Origin of the sequence: Aeromonas sp. ANP5, assembly GCF_963870295.1 — a bacterium.
In the GTDB taxonomy this organism is placed as follows: domain Bacteria; phylum Pseudomonadota; class Gammaproteobacteria; order Enterobacterales; family Aeromonadaceae; genus Aeromonas; species Aeromonas veronii.
This window is the reverse complement of sequence record NZ_CAWMRY010000032.1, coordinates 25,851-40,075: the sequence shown is the minus strand read 5'-3', so window position 1 is coordinate 40,075 and position 14,225 is coordinate 25,851. Positions and strand designations below refer to the sequence as shown.

The window sequence follows — 14,225 nt, the reverse complement described above, 5'->3', positions numbered from 1 at the left end:
TAGGTCTGGAGCCAGATCCCTGTTTATGATGGAAAAGTTGTCGCGCCCCCTACCGCCAGAACGATTTGGCAGGATATGGCGCTCGATAAATGTCTCGTTTGTTAGACCCGTCCGTGGAGAGAGCCCGATGTATCGCAAGCTGCTGCTATCCCTGCTGACTCTGCTGCTGGCCGCCTGTTCCAGCACGCCGGAGCCGCCTCCGGCCCCCCTGCAGAGCAGTGCCTTCGATGGCTTCTACCAACAGTGGCGCGGTGTCCCTTACCGCATGGGCGGCGCCAGCCGCGCCGGGCTAGACTGCTCCGCCTTCACCCAGATCGCCTACAGTCAGGTGCTGGGCTTCAACCTGCCAAGAACCACCGAATCTCAAGCCAGCATTGGCAAACCGGTGGATCGCTACCGGTTGCAACACGGGGATCTGGTCTTCTTCAAAACCGGCTGGCAACAGTACCATGTGGGGGTCTACACAGGTGCCGGCGAGTTTATTCACGCCTCCACCAGCAAGGGAGTGATCCGCTCCCGCCTCGACAACGTCTACTGGAACAGTCGCTACTGGCAGGCACGTCGGGTGACCCAGTAACCGCTCAAATGCCTGCTTGCGGCACAAGTTGCGTGCCGATACTCTCCGTCAATCCCTGTCGCTATGTCAGGACACACAACCCGCGCTTATAACTCAATTGGCCCCAAAGCCTGCATATCACACCATTTTGTGATAAGGTGGTGGCCAATTTTTAACACTTTCGCCTCTTTCTCATACGCTCTCTGTCCTGATTGACAACAAGCGAGGCAATAACAAGCAGCGCGCGGCGAAAGTGGAGTGTGGCGCAACACTGCCGGACGGGTGTCCCACAGCTGCAGTATCAAGGGTTAAATAGATAAGGAGATCGTGCAATGAAACAGTATCAAAGCTGGCTGGGGCAATACCTGATGAGTCGCCGTGACGGTGACCACGCCATGGCATGCGAGATGGCGAGTTCCATCTGCGAGTTCTGGCAGCAGCAGGGTGATGAAAACGAACTGGACAAGTGGCAGCAGATTTACCAGAACCATCTGGAAAAGACCACCTGATCCCGACCGTGCCTTGCTGCCAGCCATCCGGTGTTGGCAGCAAGGCCACTCGCGACCAACCACCATCAGCCAACCTCTCTCCCCCAATTTTCCCGCTACGTTAAACTGCTACCTTCGTTCACTCGCGCTTTACCATCTTCATTTTGCTCTTGCGCACCGGCCTCTGTTCATTCCATCTCGGCAGCCATTCCCTGCGCCCAGTCGATAAAGGCCTGGATCTTGGGACACGCCCGATTGGGCAGGGTCGCCATGTAATAACGCTGTTCGCACTTGACCTCGAGCCCGGGGAAAGGGGCCACCAGCTCGTTGCGTGCCAGTCGCTTGCTCACCAGATTCTTGCGCCCCATGGCGATCCCGGCGTGATTCATGGCGGCGATGATGGCGAGATCCGAACGATCAAAACCCATGCTCAGCTGACATGCCTCAAGGCTGACCCCGGCGTGGCGAGCCCAGCAGCTCCATTCATCGGTATCCGAGTCAAATCCCCATGCCTGCCGATCATGAAGCAGACGGCACAAGGACAAGTTGGCGGGATTACCGACAAGCCCGTGCTGCTCGGCATATTCCGGGCTGCAGACCGGCAGCATGTACTCATCCATCAGCGGGTGGATGGCGAGTCGATCCGGGCTCTTCTCATCGAAATAGAGGGTCAAATCGATGCCATAACCATGCAGGTTGATGTTCTCGTTTCCGGTGATGATATTGAGCTCGATCTGCGGATGCAGGCGGGAGAACTCCGCCAACCTGGGTACCAGCCAGCACTGGGCGATGGAGGGGCGAGAATAGATGGTCAAAATGCCGGAGAGCTCCTGATTCTTGATCTCCAGGATCTCCTGATTGATGAACTCCAGCGAAGATTTGAGCGCCCAGAACACCCGCTGCCCATCTGCCGTCAATATCACCTTGCGGTGAAAACGCTCAAAGAGCTTGAACCCCAGCTCCTCTTCCAACGCGCTGATCCGGTGACTCACGGCACTGGGGCTCAGCGACAATTCATCAGCTGCCATGGCAAAAGATCCGTGGCGGGCGGCCGCCTCGAAGGTGTGCAGCTTGGCCAACTGGTAGCCGCTCAACAGCTTGTTGCGCGATATGTAATTATCCCCGTTATACATTCATCCCCCTCTTCGCAATGGCCGTCGATGATACACCCACAGGCCACTTTCAGGATGAAACCAAAAGACCCAAAGAGTGTGATTTCGATAAATTGTGACCAATGTAGCGCCTTTGCATCACCTCAGCTCATCCAAGTGGCTGATTTCATCATTTGTCAGCCCCGCCTCATTTTCATTCAATAAGCGCATAAACAATCACACACAACAGATGTCGAGGCGCAGTATGAGTTCAGAGGTATGGGTCATCGCTACCTTGCTAAGTAGCATCGTTCTTATCGTGGTCACCATAGTGAAGGGCAAGGTGCATCCTTTCCTCGCCCTGCTGCTGGCGAGCTTCTATGTCGGCACCCTGATGGGGATGGAGCCCCTCAAGATGGTCAGCGCCATGGAAGATGGCATTGGCGGCACGCTCGGCTTTCTCGCCGCCGTCATCGGTCTTGGCACCATACTCGGCAAGATGATGGAGGTGTCGGGGGCTGCGGAGCGCATCGGCCTCGCCCTGCAGAGATGCCGCTGGCTCTCGCCTCAGGTCATCATGGTACTGGTGGGTCTGGTGTGCGGCATCACCCTGTTTGTCGAAGTGGGGGTAGTGCTGCTGATCCCGCTCGCCTTCTCCATCGCCCGCAAGACCAGAACCTCGCTGCTGACCCTGGCCATTCCGCTCTGCACCGCCCTGATGGCTGTGCACTGCATAGTGCCGCCGCACCCTGCTGCCCTCTATGTCACCAATCAGCTGGGCGCCGATGTGGGTTCCGTCATCGTCTATGGTCTGGCGGTCGGCCTCTTTGCCTCGCTTATCGGCGGCCCCCTGTTCCTCAAACTGCTGGGCAACCAGATTCCGTTCAAGGAGGTACCCGATGCCTTTGCCGACATCAAGGCGCGCGATGAGGCAACTCTCCCGACTTTAAGCGCCTCGCTCTTTACCGTGCTGCTGCCCATCCTGCTGATGCTGGCCAAGACGGTCGCCGAGCTCAATATGGAGCACGCCAGCCACCTCTACACCGTGCTGGAGTTTATCGGCAACCCCATCACCGCCATGTTCATTGCCGCCTTCACCGCCTACTACGTGCTGGGGATCCGCCAGCAGATGAAGATGGAGGGACTGCTTAACAAGACCGAGGAGTGCTTCTCCTCCATCGCCAATATCCTGCTCATTATCGGAGCGGGCGGCGCCTTCAACGGCGTACTCAAGGCGAGTGGGCTGGGCGACTCTCTGGCCACTATCCTCTCCCAGTTGGATATGCACCCGATTCTGCTGGCCTGGCTGGTGGCTATCGTGCTGCACGCCGCCGTGGGCTCCGCCACCGTCGCCATGATGGGCGCCACCGCCATCGTCTCCCCCATCATGGTGCACTACCCGAACATCAGCCCGGAGATCATGACCCTGGCCATCGGCTCCGGTGCCATTGGCTGCACCATGGTGACTGACTCTCTGTTCTGGTTGGTCAAGCAGTATTGCGGCGCCACCCTGAACGAAACGCTCAAGTACTACACCACCGCCACCTTTGTCGCCTCCCTGATGGCGCTGGCCGGTACCTTCTTGCTCTCCTTTATCGTGTAACAAGACCGAGAACACTATGAAAAACATCAACGTACAACAGCTCACTGTGCAATTTCCACTAGTGCAATCCCTGATCGCGCTTGAGCCAGTCACCTGGTTCAACCCCAACACCACCACTCTGGCTGCCGGTCTGCCCTATGTGGGGCTCGATAACAACAATGTGGCGGACGCTTCCGCCCGGCTGGCCCGCTTCGCCCCCTACATGTGCGAAGCCTTCCCCGAGACCCGCGCCAGTAACGGCATTCTGGAGTCCGAGATCGCCGCTATTCCGGCGATGCAGGCTACGCTCAACCGGCGCTACGGGGTTGAGGTCACCGGTCGACTGCTGCTGAAAAAAGACAGTCACCTGCCCATCTCCGGCTCCATCAAGGCGCGAGGCGGTATCTACGAGGTGCTGACTCACGCCGAACAGTTGGCGATCAAGACTGGTCTGCTGCGGGAAGAGGATGACTACCGCAAACTGTTCAGCGACGAGTTTCGCCAGTTCTTCAGCCAGTACAGCATCGCAGTGGGCTCCACCGGCAACCTTGGCATGTCCATCGGCATCATGAGCGCGAAGCTCGGCTTTACCGTCACCGTCCACATGTCAGCCGATGCGCGGGAGTGGAAGAAGCGCAAGCTGCGTGAACACGGCGTCATCGTGGTCGAATATGCCGAAGATTACGGGGTGGCGGTGGAACAGGGGCGCAAAGAGGCCGAGCGCGATCCCAACTGCTTCTTTATCGACGACGAGAACTCCCGCACCCTGTTCCTCGGCTACTCGGTGGCGGGCGAGCGGGTGAAAAAGCAGTTCGACCAGATGGGTATCAAGGTGGATGCCGACCACCCGCTGTTTGTCTACCTGCCCTGCGGCGTGGGTGGCGGCCCGGGCGGCGTGGCCTTTGGTCTCAAGCTCGCGTTCGGGGATAACGTTCACTGCTTCTTCGCCGAGCCCACTCACTCCCCCTGCATGTTGCTGGGGGTCCACACCGGATTGCACGATGCCATTGCGGTGCAGGATCTGGGCATCGACAACCTCACCGCAGCCGATGGCCTCGCGGTAGGACGCGCCTCCGGCTTCGTCGGCCGCGCCATGGAACGACTGCTTGATGGCTTCTACACCCTGAGTGATCAGGAGATGTATGACCTGCTCGGACTGCTGGCGCGCGATGAGCAGATCACACTCGAACCCTCCGCTCTGGCAGGTATGGCCGGCCCGTGGCGGGTGGCAGCCAATCCCGAGTGGCTAACCGGGCGCGGTTGCGATGCCGCAACCATGGCACAGGCCACCCATCTGGTGTGGGCCACCGGCGGTGGCATGGTGCCTGCCGAAGAGATGGCAAAGTACCTGGCCAGCGCCAAGATCTAGGCTGTTTTGCCACATTTATCTGCAAATCAACCCGCCATCACGGCGGGTTTTCTGTTGTGGGAACAAGGGGATGGGGCTGTTCTGTCGCAGTCCATGGCGACAATTTCCCCAAGTTGGTCAGTTTGTGCTAAAATGGCGCTCATTTTTTGACATCTCGCGTCACGTTCGCCGCCAGATTGCCCATCGGGCTCTCTGCCCGGGTCGTGACTTTGCACCATCATGCCTGATGATGTTCCCCCCAGGATGAGCCGACAGGCTTCCGTCAAGGTGGGCACCCTCAAGGGCACATGAGATAAGGAGATCGGGTAATGAAACAATATCAAAGCTGGCTGGGAGATTATCTGATGAGTCGACGTGACGGAGATCACGCGATGGCTTCGGAACTTGCCAACACCATCTGCGCCTTCTGGAAGGCCCAGGGTGATGAAGCAGAAACCAGCAAATGGCAGCAACGCTATCAGCAACACGTAGAGCAGGCGCAATAAGCCCCTGCACTCTTTCACGATAAAAAACCGGCGCACATGGCGCCGGTTTTGCGTTTCTGGCAAGCAGCAGATTACATCTGGTCGATCATGTCCTGAGCAAACTGGGAGCAGGAACGCAGGGTGGCCCCTTCCATCAGACGCTCGAAGTCATAGGTGACGGTCTTGTTGCGGATCGCAGCTTCCATCCCCTTGATGATGAGATCGGCCGCTTCAACCCAGCCCATGTGGCGCAGCATCATCTCGGCGGAGAGGATCAGGGAGCCCGGGTTGACCTTGTCCTGACCGGCATATTTCGGTGCAGTACCGTGAGTTGCCTCGAACAGGGCCACGCCGTCGCCGATGTTGGCACCCGGTGCGATGCCGATACCGCCTACCTGAGCAGCCAGCGCATCGGAGATGTAGTCACCGTTGAGGTTCATACAGGCGATGACGTCATACTCGGCCGGACGCAGCAGGATCTGCTGCAGGAAGGCGTCGGCGATGACATCCTTGATGACGATGGTCTTGCCGGTTTTCGGGTTCTTGAAGGAGCACCAGGGGCCGCCATCGATCAGCTGGGCACCGTACTCGTTCTGGGCCAGAGCATAACCCCAATCCTTGAAGGCACCTTCGGTGAACTTCATGATGTTGCCCTTGTGCACCAGGGTCACTGAGTCGCGATCGTTGTCGATGGCATACTCGATGGCGGCACGCACCAGACGCTCGGTACCGGCTTTGGACATCGGCTTGATGCCGATCCCGCAGGACTCGGGGAAGCGAATTTTCTTCACGCCCATCTCGTTTTGCAGGAAGGCGATCACCTTGTTTGCTTCGGCGCTGTCGGCCTTCCACTCGATACCGGCGTAGATGTCTTCGGCGTTTTCGCGGAAGATCACCATGTCGGTCAGATCAGGACGTTTCACCGGGCTCGGGGTCCCTTCGTAGTAACGCACCGGACGCAGGCAGATGTAGAGATCCAGCTCCTGACGCAGGGCTACGTTGAGGGAGCGAATACCGCCACCGACCGGAGTAGTCAGCGGGCCCTTGATGGCCACGCAATATTCACGAATGAAATCCAGGGTTTCGGCCGGCAGCCAGGCACCTTCGCCATAGACATGAGTCGACTTCTCGCCGGTATAGATCTCCATCCAGGCGATCTTGCGCTCGCCCTTGTAGGCTTTCTCGACCGCAGCATTCACCACATTCAACATGGCCGGGGTTACGTCAACACCGATGCCATCCCCTTCAATAAACGGAATGATCGGATGGTTGGGAACCTGCAGCTTGCCGTTGGCATCGACTGTGATTTTCTGACCCTGGGTCGGGATTACTACTTTGCTTTCCATCGGCATCTCCTAACTTCCGTTTGTTATCAACTTGTTTGTTGCGCGCGGCCATCTTAGCCCATTCATTTTCATAATAAAACGACAAGAAAGCATGTCAGACCAAAGAGGTAGAGCCTCTTTGACAGTGGCAATTGCATCCCGGCCGCGCCCCTGTTTCGCCCCCGTTTCTATCACGCCAGCTCATGACTCTGGTTTTGGGGCTGACTCAGGGAGCGATACTGGGTCGGGGTCAATCCCGTCTTCTGCTTGAACACCCGGCAGAAGTAGTTCACGTCACTGTAACCGCAGCGACTGGCCACCTCCTCAAGACGAAAGCGGTACTTTTTCAACATGAATTTGGCCCGATCGATCCGCACCCAGCTGATGTAATCGGCAAGGCGCATATGACCCTGCTCGCGGAAGAGGTGAGAGAGATGGCTGGCTGAAACGTTGAAGCGGTGGGCAATGGAGTCACGGGTGATGGGACGGTGAAAGTTCTCCTGGATATAGATGCAGATCCCGTGAAAGAGCTCTGCCCCCCGTGGCCGATCCGTGGCGGACTCCAGCAACAGCTGACGGGCACTCGCCAGCAGAGCCTGCAGCAGGTGATCATCGGTGGGGGAGCGACCGGGATCCTCGGTCAGTACGTTCAGCGCCGCCAAAATGTGTTCGATCACATGGCCCGCCCGCGCCATGATGCTGTGCTTTTGCACATCGAAAAAGTCCGGATCTTCACGGCGTTTGCTCACCAGGCTGAACCCCAGCTGGCGTTTGCCAAACAGCAGGCTCAGCACCGAGCAGTCGGTGGTCCAGAGCGGCTTGTTCCAGCCGTTAGGGGGAATATAGAGCGCCTGCCCTGGTAACACGCTGATCTCTCTGACCCCCTCCTCCCTGTCCCAAATTTGGTTGAGATACTCGCCGCTAAAGACCAGCTCGAGGCGGGGAAAGTTGACCTGATAGCTGAAACTGGGTGGCACCCCCTGTTCACTGGCAAACCAGATTTGGTCAAATGGAACCTGTTCGCTCAGGGCTCCGTCGAGCAGTTGGCTGAAGATGAGAGACATGGTGATCCTGATCAAGAGAGAGGCAAGCGGTTGCGGCGCGCACGACCGCCCATGTTATAGTCCGGTCCACTGCAGTAATGCCACCCTTTTCTGCACCCGATTTTCTTCAAACTAGACGAGGCGTCCCTTATGAGCAGTAGCGATCTGCCCTCCTTTCTGTTGATGCAAAACCCGATTCAAGGCTATGACTGGGGCAGTCATGACTCCCTCACCACCCTGTTTGGCATTCCCAACCCGCAAGGCAAACCCCAGGCCGAGCTCTGGATGGGGGCTCACCCCAACGGCTGCTCCGAGGTGACGCTGGCGGGCAGTGTGCAAAAGCTCTCTTCGGTGATCGACAGGGCTCCGGCCGCCGCTCTGGGTGAGGCCACCTTCGCCCGTTTTGGCAGCCTGCCGTTCCTGTTCAAGGTGTTGTGTGCCGAGAAGGCTCTCTCCATTCAGGTGCACCCGAGCAAGGCTCAGGCCGAAGCGGGCTTTGCCAAAGAGGAGGCCGCAGGCATCGATATCAAGGCGAGCAATCGCAACTACAAGGACCCGAACCACAAGCCCGAGCTGGTCTTTGCCCTCACCCCCTATCAGGCGATGAATGGCTTTCGCGCCATCTCGGCCATTCTGGCACTGTTCGAGCGGGTCAATCTGGCGGCCATCGCCGATCTGACCGCAGCCCTTGCCGCCAGCCAGAATGAAGCGGGCCTGCAGCACTTCTTCCACCAGCTGCTGGTACTGGAAGGGGCGCGCAAGGAGGAGGCGTTGGAAGGACTGCTGGACTATGCCGCCGCCCATCAGGATGAGGAGACGTTTGCCCTCATCACCAGTCTGGCGGCCCAGTACCCGGGAGATGTAGGCCTCTTCTCGCCGCTGCTGCTCAACGTGGTGACGCTTGAGCCAGGTCAGGCGATGTTCCTCGATGCCTGCACCCCGCACGCCTATGTGCGTGGCACCGGCCTAGAGATCATGGCCAACTCGGACAACGTGCTGCGCGCCGGTCTCACCCCCAAATACATCGATGTGGCAGAGCTTTTGGATTGCACGCGCTGCTTGCCCAAGCCGGACGACCAGATCCTGCTGGCCCCCCGCTGTGATGGTGCGGTACAGCACTTCGACGTGCCGGTACCTGACTTCACTTTCAGCGTCTACCCGGCTGGCGAGCATCAGCTCACCACTGCCAGCGCCGAGATCCTGTTTGCCATCGATGACACAGTGACCCTCAAGCAAGGCGAACAGTCACTGCGTCTGGAAAAGGGGCAATCTGCCTTTATTCCTGCAGCGACTGGCAGTTATCAACTGCTGGCCGAAGGGCGGGTCGCTCGCGCCGGCAACCGCTGCTAATCAGCATAAGAGTCGACTCTCGTTGGAGGGGGAATATGCCTCCCCCTCCCAACAGAGCAATATGGCCTACCAGTCAAGTCAGTCTGTATCTCTACAACTCTCTTATTCCTACCTTCCTTCAGGCATCTCGCTCTGAAGCCCATCCCTGATTGCATCCTGCCCACAACCAGCTCCACAGGTTTGTCACCCAAGCTTGGCGCACCCCTGATGCAGATGACTTGGTTTGCTGAAACGAAGAAAATTCCAGCCTGCACAAGCAACGGCGACACTCTGAGTATCCGAAAAAATGGAGGCAATAAAAATAACAACTCTACCCTCTACTATTTTCACCCTCTGATGAAAACTAAAACAGCACATAGATGCATCACCATTAAACCTTTCCCCGGCCATCATCATTCGGTCTGTAAACATTTAGCAGCCGTAGTCATACAGAACCATTAATAATGCAAACGAAAGGGATCTCTTTTGATTTTTCGAGATGCGGCCCTATTTTTTAGTCGTTCTATAATTTAATTCCAAGCAAACCATTCGAATTTTGTCGAAAATAACAACTTAAGAAAAACCATAAGATCATGATATGTAGCATTTTTTCTTTTACATCACACCTTAAAGCTGACGTAATCCGTAAAAAAGCCAGGCTGCATGAACTGACAATTCAATCAATTTAAAAGCAGGGTAATGAGAGATTTGATATTTATTTTTTGATATGCCAGCCAAACCTCATCGCAGTAAAGAAATAGACCTTAAATACCCTCTATGATTAAGATCTCTTTTATTTGACTTATTTTTAAGGTATCACATCTATTCGCCGATATAAATTTCACACAAAGATCCCCTGACAAAAATAGATAAAAGAGGATATATGCTGACAAAAATGACAATTGGGCAAAAGCTGACCATGGCGTTTACCACTCTCGCTTTGTTGATGCTGGGTTTTGCCTGGTTTGCCACTTTACAACTCTCCAATATTTACCGTGACGCCAGTGAGGTCAGCGACAATATCGTTCCCTCCATCCGGGCATCCAGCCAGATGCATGTGTCCTTGCTGGACGCTCGCCGTGCCGAACTGAACATGGTGATAGATGCACTGGGCAAGGATCCCGACTCCCTCAACAGCAGCACACAGTCTTTCGAAGCGGCAAAGAGTCAGTACATGGCCGCCGAGCAACGGTATGGATCGATGCCTTTTGTGTCGGAGCGAGATCGCAACATGTTTGCAGAGCTGAAAACTGCAGCAGCCAAATATTTTTCAGCCCATGGTGACTTGGAAACAGCCATACGGCAGGGAGATATTGCCAAGGTGCAGTCGCTGATCAAAAACGAATCCCGCGCAGCCCTTGAGCAGGCCGGACAGGATGGTCTGGAGCTGCGCAAGGAGAACGATCGGGTCGCCAACCTGCTGACCAAGCAGAGTGAGGCTTCCTATGAACGGGCCAAACTGCTGAGCACTACAGTCGGTGCGCTAACCTTGCTATTCGTCGTTATTGTGGCCTGGCTGCTGATCCGGCAGATCCGCAATCCTGTGATGACCCTGCTGGAGCAGACACGCCAGGTGGCGGTAGGCAACCTCACCAGCCAACTCGACATGAAGCAATTCTCCCATGACGAGCTGGGTAAGCTGGCTCAAGGGTTCAACGAGATGCAATCCAATCTACGCATGCTGGTCAACGAGGTCTCCGGCTCGGTAGTGCAGTTGAGTGCGGCCGCCGAAGAGATCAGCGCGGTGGCACAGCAATCGGCCAACAACATGGGCGCCCAGCAACATGAGCTCAATCAGCTGGCCACAGCCATGAACGAGATGCAAGCCACGGTGCAGGAGGTGGCCCGCAACACCAACGACGCCGCCAGCGCAGCAACGTCGGCCAGCGACACAGCCGCACAAGGCAGCGAGACCGTCAATGACTCAATCGGCAGGATTGAAAAGGTGGCTACCGCCATCGAAGAGACAGCTCTGGTGATCCGCCAGCTGGGTGATGACAGCCGAAATATCGGCATGGTGCTTGAAGTCATTCAGGGAATTGCCGAGCAAACCAACCTGCTGGCACTGAATGCGGCAATCGAGGCAGCCCGAGCCGGTGAACAAGGTCGTGGTTTCGCCGTGGTAGCAGATGAAGTCCGCACTCTGGCCAAACGAACTCAAGACTCCACTTCCCAGATCAACCACATCATCTCCGAACTGCAGCAGCGTGCTAACGAAGCGGGCGTCACCATGCAACAGAGTCAGGATATGATGTCCGAGACGGTCCACACTGCTCGCGAAGCGGGAGCCTCTATTGCCGAAATAAGCAGCTCGGTTAACAGTATCTCCCACATGAATATTCAGATTGCCACCGCAACCGAAGAGCAGGGGACGGTAAGCGAGGAGCTCAATCGCAATGTAGTCAACATCAGCAATGCCTCGGAAGAAGTGGCGACCGGCGCCAAACAAATGGCTCAGGCTTGCAACGACCTCAACCTGTTGGCAACACAACTGCAGGAGGTTGTACGCAAGTTTCGGACATAACGCCCGATTCTCCTCCCCTCATTAATCAGCTCAATAAGGCTGAAGCACTAAACAGCCCGCCATTCATAAAAGTGGCGGGCTTTGTCAAACAAGGAACCATACAAAACCCGAAGACACCCATGCTGCACATAACAAGTGATCAGTAGATGGATTGACTCACATCAAGAGCAGCCCTCCCTCTTTCTGATTGTTCTCTCAACGCGTTTTGCCAGCACCTTCACATTTTTCGCCCTCAAAGCAGCACACAAATCTCCACACCTCCGAAGGCGAAACCTTTTCGTCGCACTCATGTAAGTAGCAAGATCAACTCATAACACATTGTTTTTATTTGAAAAAAATAAATAATCGGTATGAATTTGCTTTCATGATGATATGCGAGCTGGGTCACATGGCGACTTGCACAGCACAAAAATCCAGTAAACGGCACATTTGTCCGATTTCGGCACCGCGCCAACGGGAGAACAATATCCAGGTCAATTGTTCCCCCCATCATGCGGCTCGGCAACGGAGCCAGGAGTGTAATATGTTACCCACCATGACCAACGGCAGACTCATCTGCCTGGAGTTGAAGGCCACCAGCAAGGAGGCCCTGTTCGACGAGATGGCACAGATGCTGGCGCGCGATGGCGCCGTGTCTGATCAACAACAGTTCGTCAAAGATGTCTGGGCCCGCGAGCAGCTGGACTGCACCGGCTTTGAGCAGGGTGTCGCCCTGCCCCACGCCAAGAGCAAGGCCGTCAGCCGCCCTGCCATTGCCATCGGTGTCAGCCGCCAAGGTATCGAGTACGGCGCCGAAGATGGCAAGCCGACCCAGCTGATATTCATGATCGCCTCCCCAGATGGCGGTGCCAACCACCATATCGAAGTGCTGGCCGAGCTCTCCACCCGTCTGCTGGAACCAGGTTTTATCGAGCAGATGAAGGCGGCCACTACCGTCGAGCAAGCCCTGACCCTGCTCAAACAGGGCCCGAAAATAGAAAAACCGGCGCCAGCCGCCAAACCGGCAGCCACTGCTCCAGTTGAACCCGACGAGCGCACCTTCAAGGATCGCCTCAACACCATGAAGCAGCACCTGCTGTTTGGTACCTCCCACATGATCCCCTTCATCGTGGCAGGCGGTGTGCTGCTGTCACTGTCGGTGATGATGAGCGGCAAGGGCGCCGTGCCGGAAGCGGGCTTCCTCAAAGACATGGCCACCATGGGTATCGCCGGTCTGACTCTGTTTACTGCCGTACTGGGTGGCTACATCGCCTACTCGCTGGCTGACAAGCCGGGCCTGGCTCCGGGCATGATCGGCTCCTGGATTGCCGTTCAGCACTATCAAACCGGTTTCCTCGGCGCCATTCTGGTGGGCTTTATCGCAGGTTTCGTGGTCAATCAGCTTAAACGGATCAAGCTGCCTGACTCCATGACCTCCCTTGGTTCTATCTTCATCTATCCGCTGATCGGTACCTTCCTGGTGTGTGGCATCGTGATGTGGGGGATCGGTGCCCCGATCGCCGCCATGATGGAAGGGATGAACCACTGGCTCTCCAGCATGGCGGGCTCAGGTAAAGTGATGCTGGGTGCCATTCTGGGTGGTATGACCGCCTTCGATATGGGCGGCCCGGTCAACAAGGTTGCTACCTTGTTTGCCCAGACTCAGGTCAACACCCAGCCCTGGCTGATGGGCGGCGTCGGTATCGCCATCTGTGTACCGCCGCTGGGTATGGCGCTGGCGACCTTCATGTCTCCGAAGCGTTACAAGAAAGAGGAGCGTGAATCCGGTAAAGCGGCCGCCATCATGGGCATGATCGGTATCAGTGAAGGTGCTATCCCGTTCGCCGCTGCTGACCCCATGCGTGTTATCCCGGCCATCGTCGCAGGCGGCATCGTCGGCAACATCACCGGCTTCATGATGCACAGTATCAACCACGCCCCCTGGGGTGGCTGGATTGTCCTGCCGGTTGTTGAAGGCAAGATGGGCTACATCCTGGGTACCATCCTCGGCGCCCTGACCACAGCCATCATCGTTAACCTGCTGAAGAAGCCGGTGAGCGAAGAAGATGACGTGACCACCACCCAAACCAGCTTCGAAGTCATTGAAGCGGAAGGGGAAGCAGACGTACTGGCCATCACTGCCTGCCCGTCTGGCGTGGCCCACACCTTCCTGGCCGCCAAGAGCCTGCAGAAGGCCGCTGCCCAACAGGGGATCAAGATCAAGGTCGAGACCCAGGGCGCCAACGGCATCATCAACCGCATTACCGCCAAGGATGTCGCAAACGCCCGCTGCGTCATCTTCGCCCACGACGTGGCTATCAAGAACCGCGAGCGCTTCACCAATATCGAGGTCATCGATGTGAAGACCAAGGAGGCGATTCACAATCCGGAAGCACTGCTGGCCCGCACGCTGGGCAACAAGGCAAACGCAGCCTGATAGCAGTCAGACAGCTCATCACAAGGGGCCCATCACGG

11 protein-coding genes are annotated in these 14,225 nt (G+C 56.7%); 8 read left to right on the top strand and 3 right to left on the bottom strand.

Annotated elements, in window-relative coordinates; all coding sequences use genetic code 11:
- The first annotated feature begins 127 nt into the window (after nt 1-127).
- Nucleotides 128-577, top strand: coding sequence for a C40 family peptidase (locus AACT07_RS16880; protein ID WP_069529050.1), 450 nt, complete (start codon nt 128-130; stop codon nt 575-577).
- A gap of 311 nt (nt 578-888) precedes the next feature.
- Nucleotides 889-1,065 (top strand): hypothetical protein, encoded by a 177-nt coding sequence (locus AACT07_RS16875; protein ID WP_005337704.1) that lies wholly within the window; start codon nt 889-891, stop codon nt 1,063-1,065.
- Between the two features lie 167 nt (nt 1,066-1,232).
- Here AACT07_RS16875 and dsdC read toward each other — a convergent pair whose 3' ends face one another.
- Nucleotides 1,233-2,177 carry a DNA-binding transcriptional regulator DsdC gene (dsdC, locus tag AACT07_RS16870; protein ID WP_069529048.1) on the bottom strand — a complete coding sequence of 315 codons (945 nt, stop codon included), beginning with the start codon at nt 2,175-2,177 and terminating at the stop codon, nt 1,233-1,235.
- 223 nt (nt 2,178-2,400) lie between these two features.
- Here dsdC and dsdX point away from each other — a divergent pair, with 223 nt between their 5' ends.
- From dsdX to AACT07_RS16855, 3 genes are all read left to right on the top strand, one after another.
- A complete protein-coding gene (gene dsdX / locus AACT07_RS16865; protein WP_069529046.1) occupies nt 2,401-3,738 on the top strand; it encodes a D-serine transporter DsdX in 1,338 nt (445 codons plus the stop codon).
- A 16-nt stretch (nt 3,739-3,754) separates the two neighbouring features.
- Nucleotides 3,755-5,086, top strand: a complete 1,332-nt coding sequence (locus AACT07_RS16860) for a D-serine ammonia-lyase (protein WP_069529045.1) — start codon at nt 3,755-3,757, stop codon at nt 5,084-5,086.
- A 308-nt stretch (nt 5,087-5,394) separates the two neighbouring features.
- Nucleotides 5,395-5,571, top strand: coding sequence for a hypothetical protein (locus AACT07_RS16855; protein WP_005337712.1), 177 nt, complete (start codon nt 5,395-5,397; stop codon nt 5,569-5,571).
- Between the two features lie 71 nt (nt 5,572-5,642).
- On the opposite strand, the gene icd is transcribed toward AACT07_RS16855, so the two are convergent.
- Together icd and AACT07_RS16845 are read right to left on the bottom strand one after the other, a co-directional pair.
- A complete protein-coding gene (gene icd, locus AACT07_RS16850; RefSeq protein ID WP_043821327.1) occupies nt 5,643-6,896 on the bottom strand; it encodes an NADP-dependent isocitrate dehydrogenase in 1,254 nt (417 codons plus the stop codon).
- 170 nt (nt 6,897-7,066) lie between these two features.
- Nucleotides 7,067-7,939, bottom strand: a complete 873-nt coding sequence (locus AACT07_RS16845) for a helix-turn-helix transcriptional regulator (RefSeq protein WP_069529043.1) — start codon at nt 7,937-7,939, stop codon at nt 7,067-7,069.
- A gap of 129 nt (nt 7,940-8,068) precedes the next feature.
- Here AACT07_RS16845 and manA point away from each other — a divergent pair, with 129 nt between their 5' ends.
- The 3 genes from manA to AACT07_RS16830 all read left to right on the top strand — a co-directional run bounded on the left by manA (nt 8,069) and on the right by AACT07_RS16830 (nt 14,187).
- Entirely contained in the window at nt 8,069-9,268 is a 1,200-nt protein-coding gene (gene manA, locus AACT07_RS16840; RefSeq protein WP_069529041.1) for a mannose-6-phosphate isomerase, class I, read from the top strand.
- 862 nt (nt 9,269-10,130) lie between these two features.
- On the top strand, nt 10,131-11,771 hold the full coding sequence (locus AACT07_RS16835; protein WP_069529040.1) for a methyl-accepting chemotaxis protein: 1,641 nt from the start codon (nt 10,131-10,133) through the stop codon (nt 11,769-11,771).
- 523 nt (nt 11,772-12,294) lie between these two features.
- Nucleotides 12,295-14,187 (top strand): PTS fructose transporter subunit EIIC, encoded by a 1,893-nt coding sequence (locus tag AACT07_RS16830; protein WP_069529038.1) that lies wholly within the window; start codon nt 12,295-12,297, stop codon nt 14,185-14,187.
- Nucleotides 14,188-14,225 lie beyond the last annotated feature (38 nt).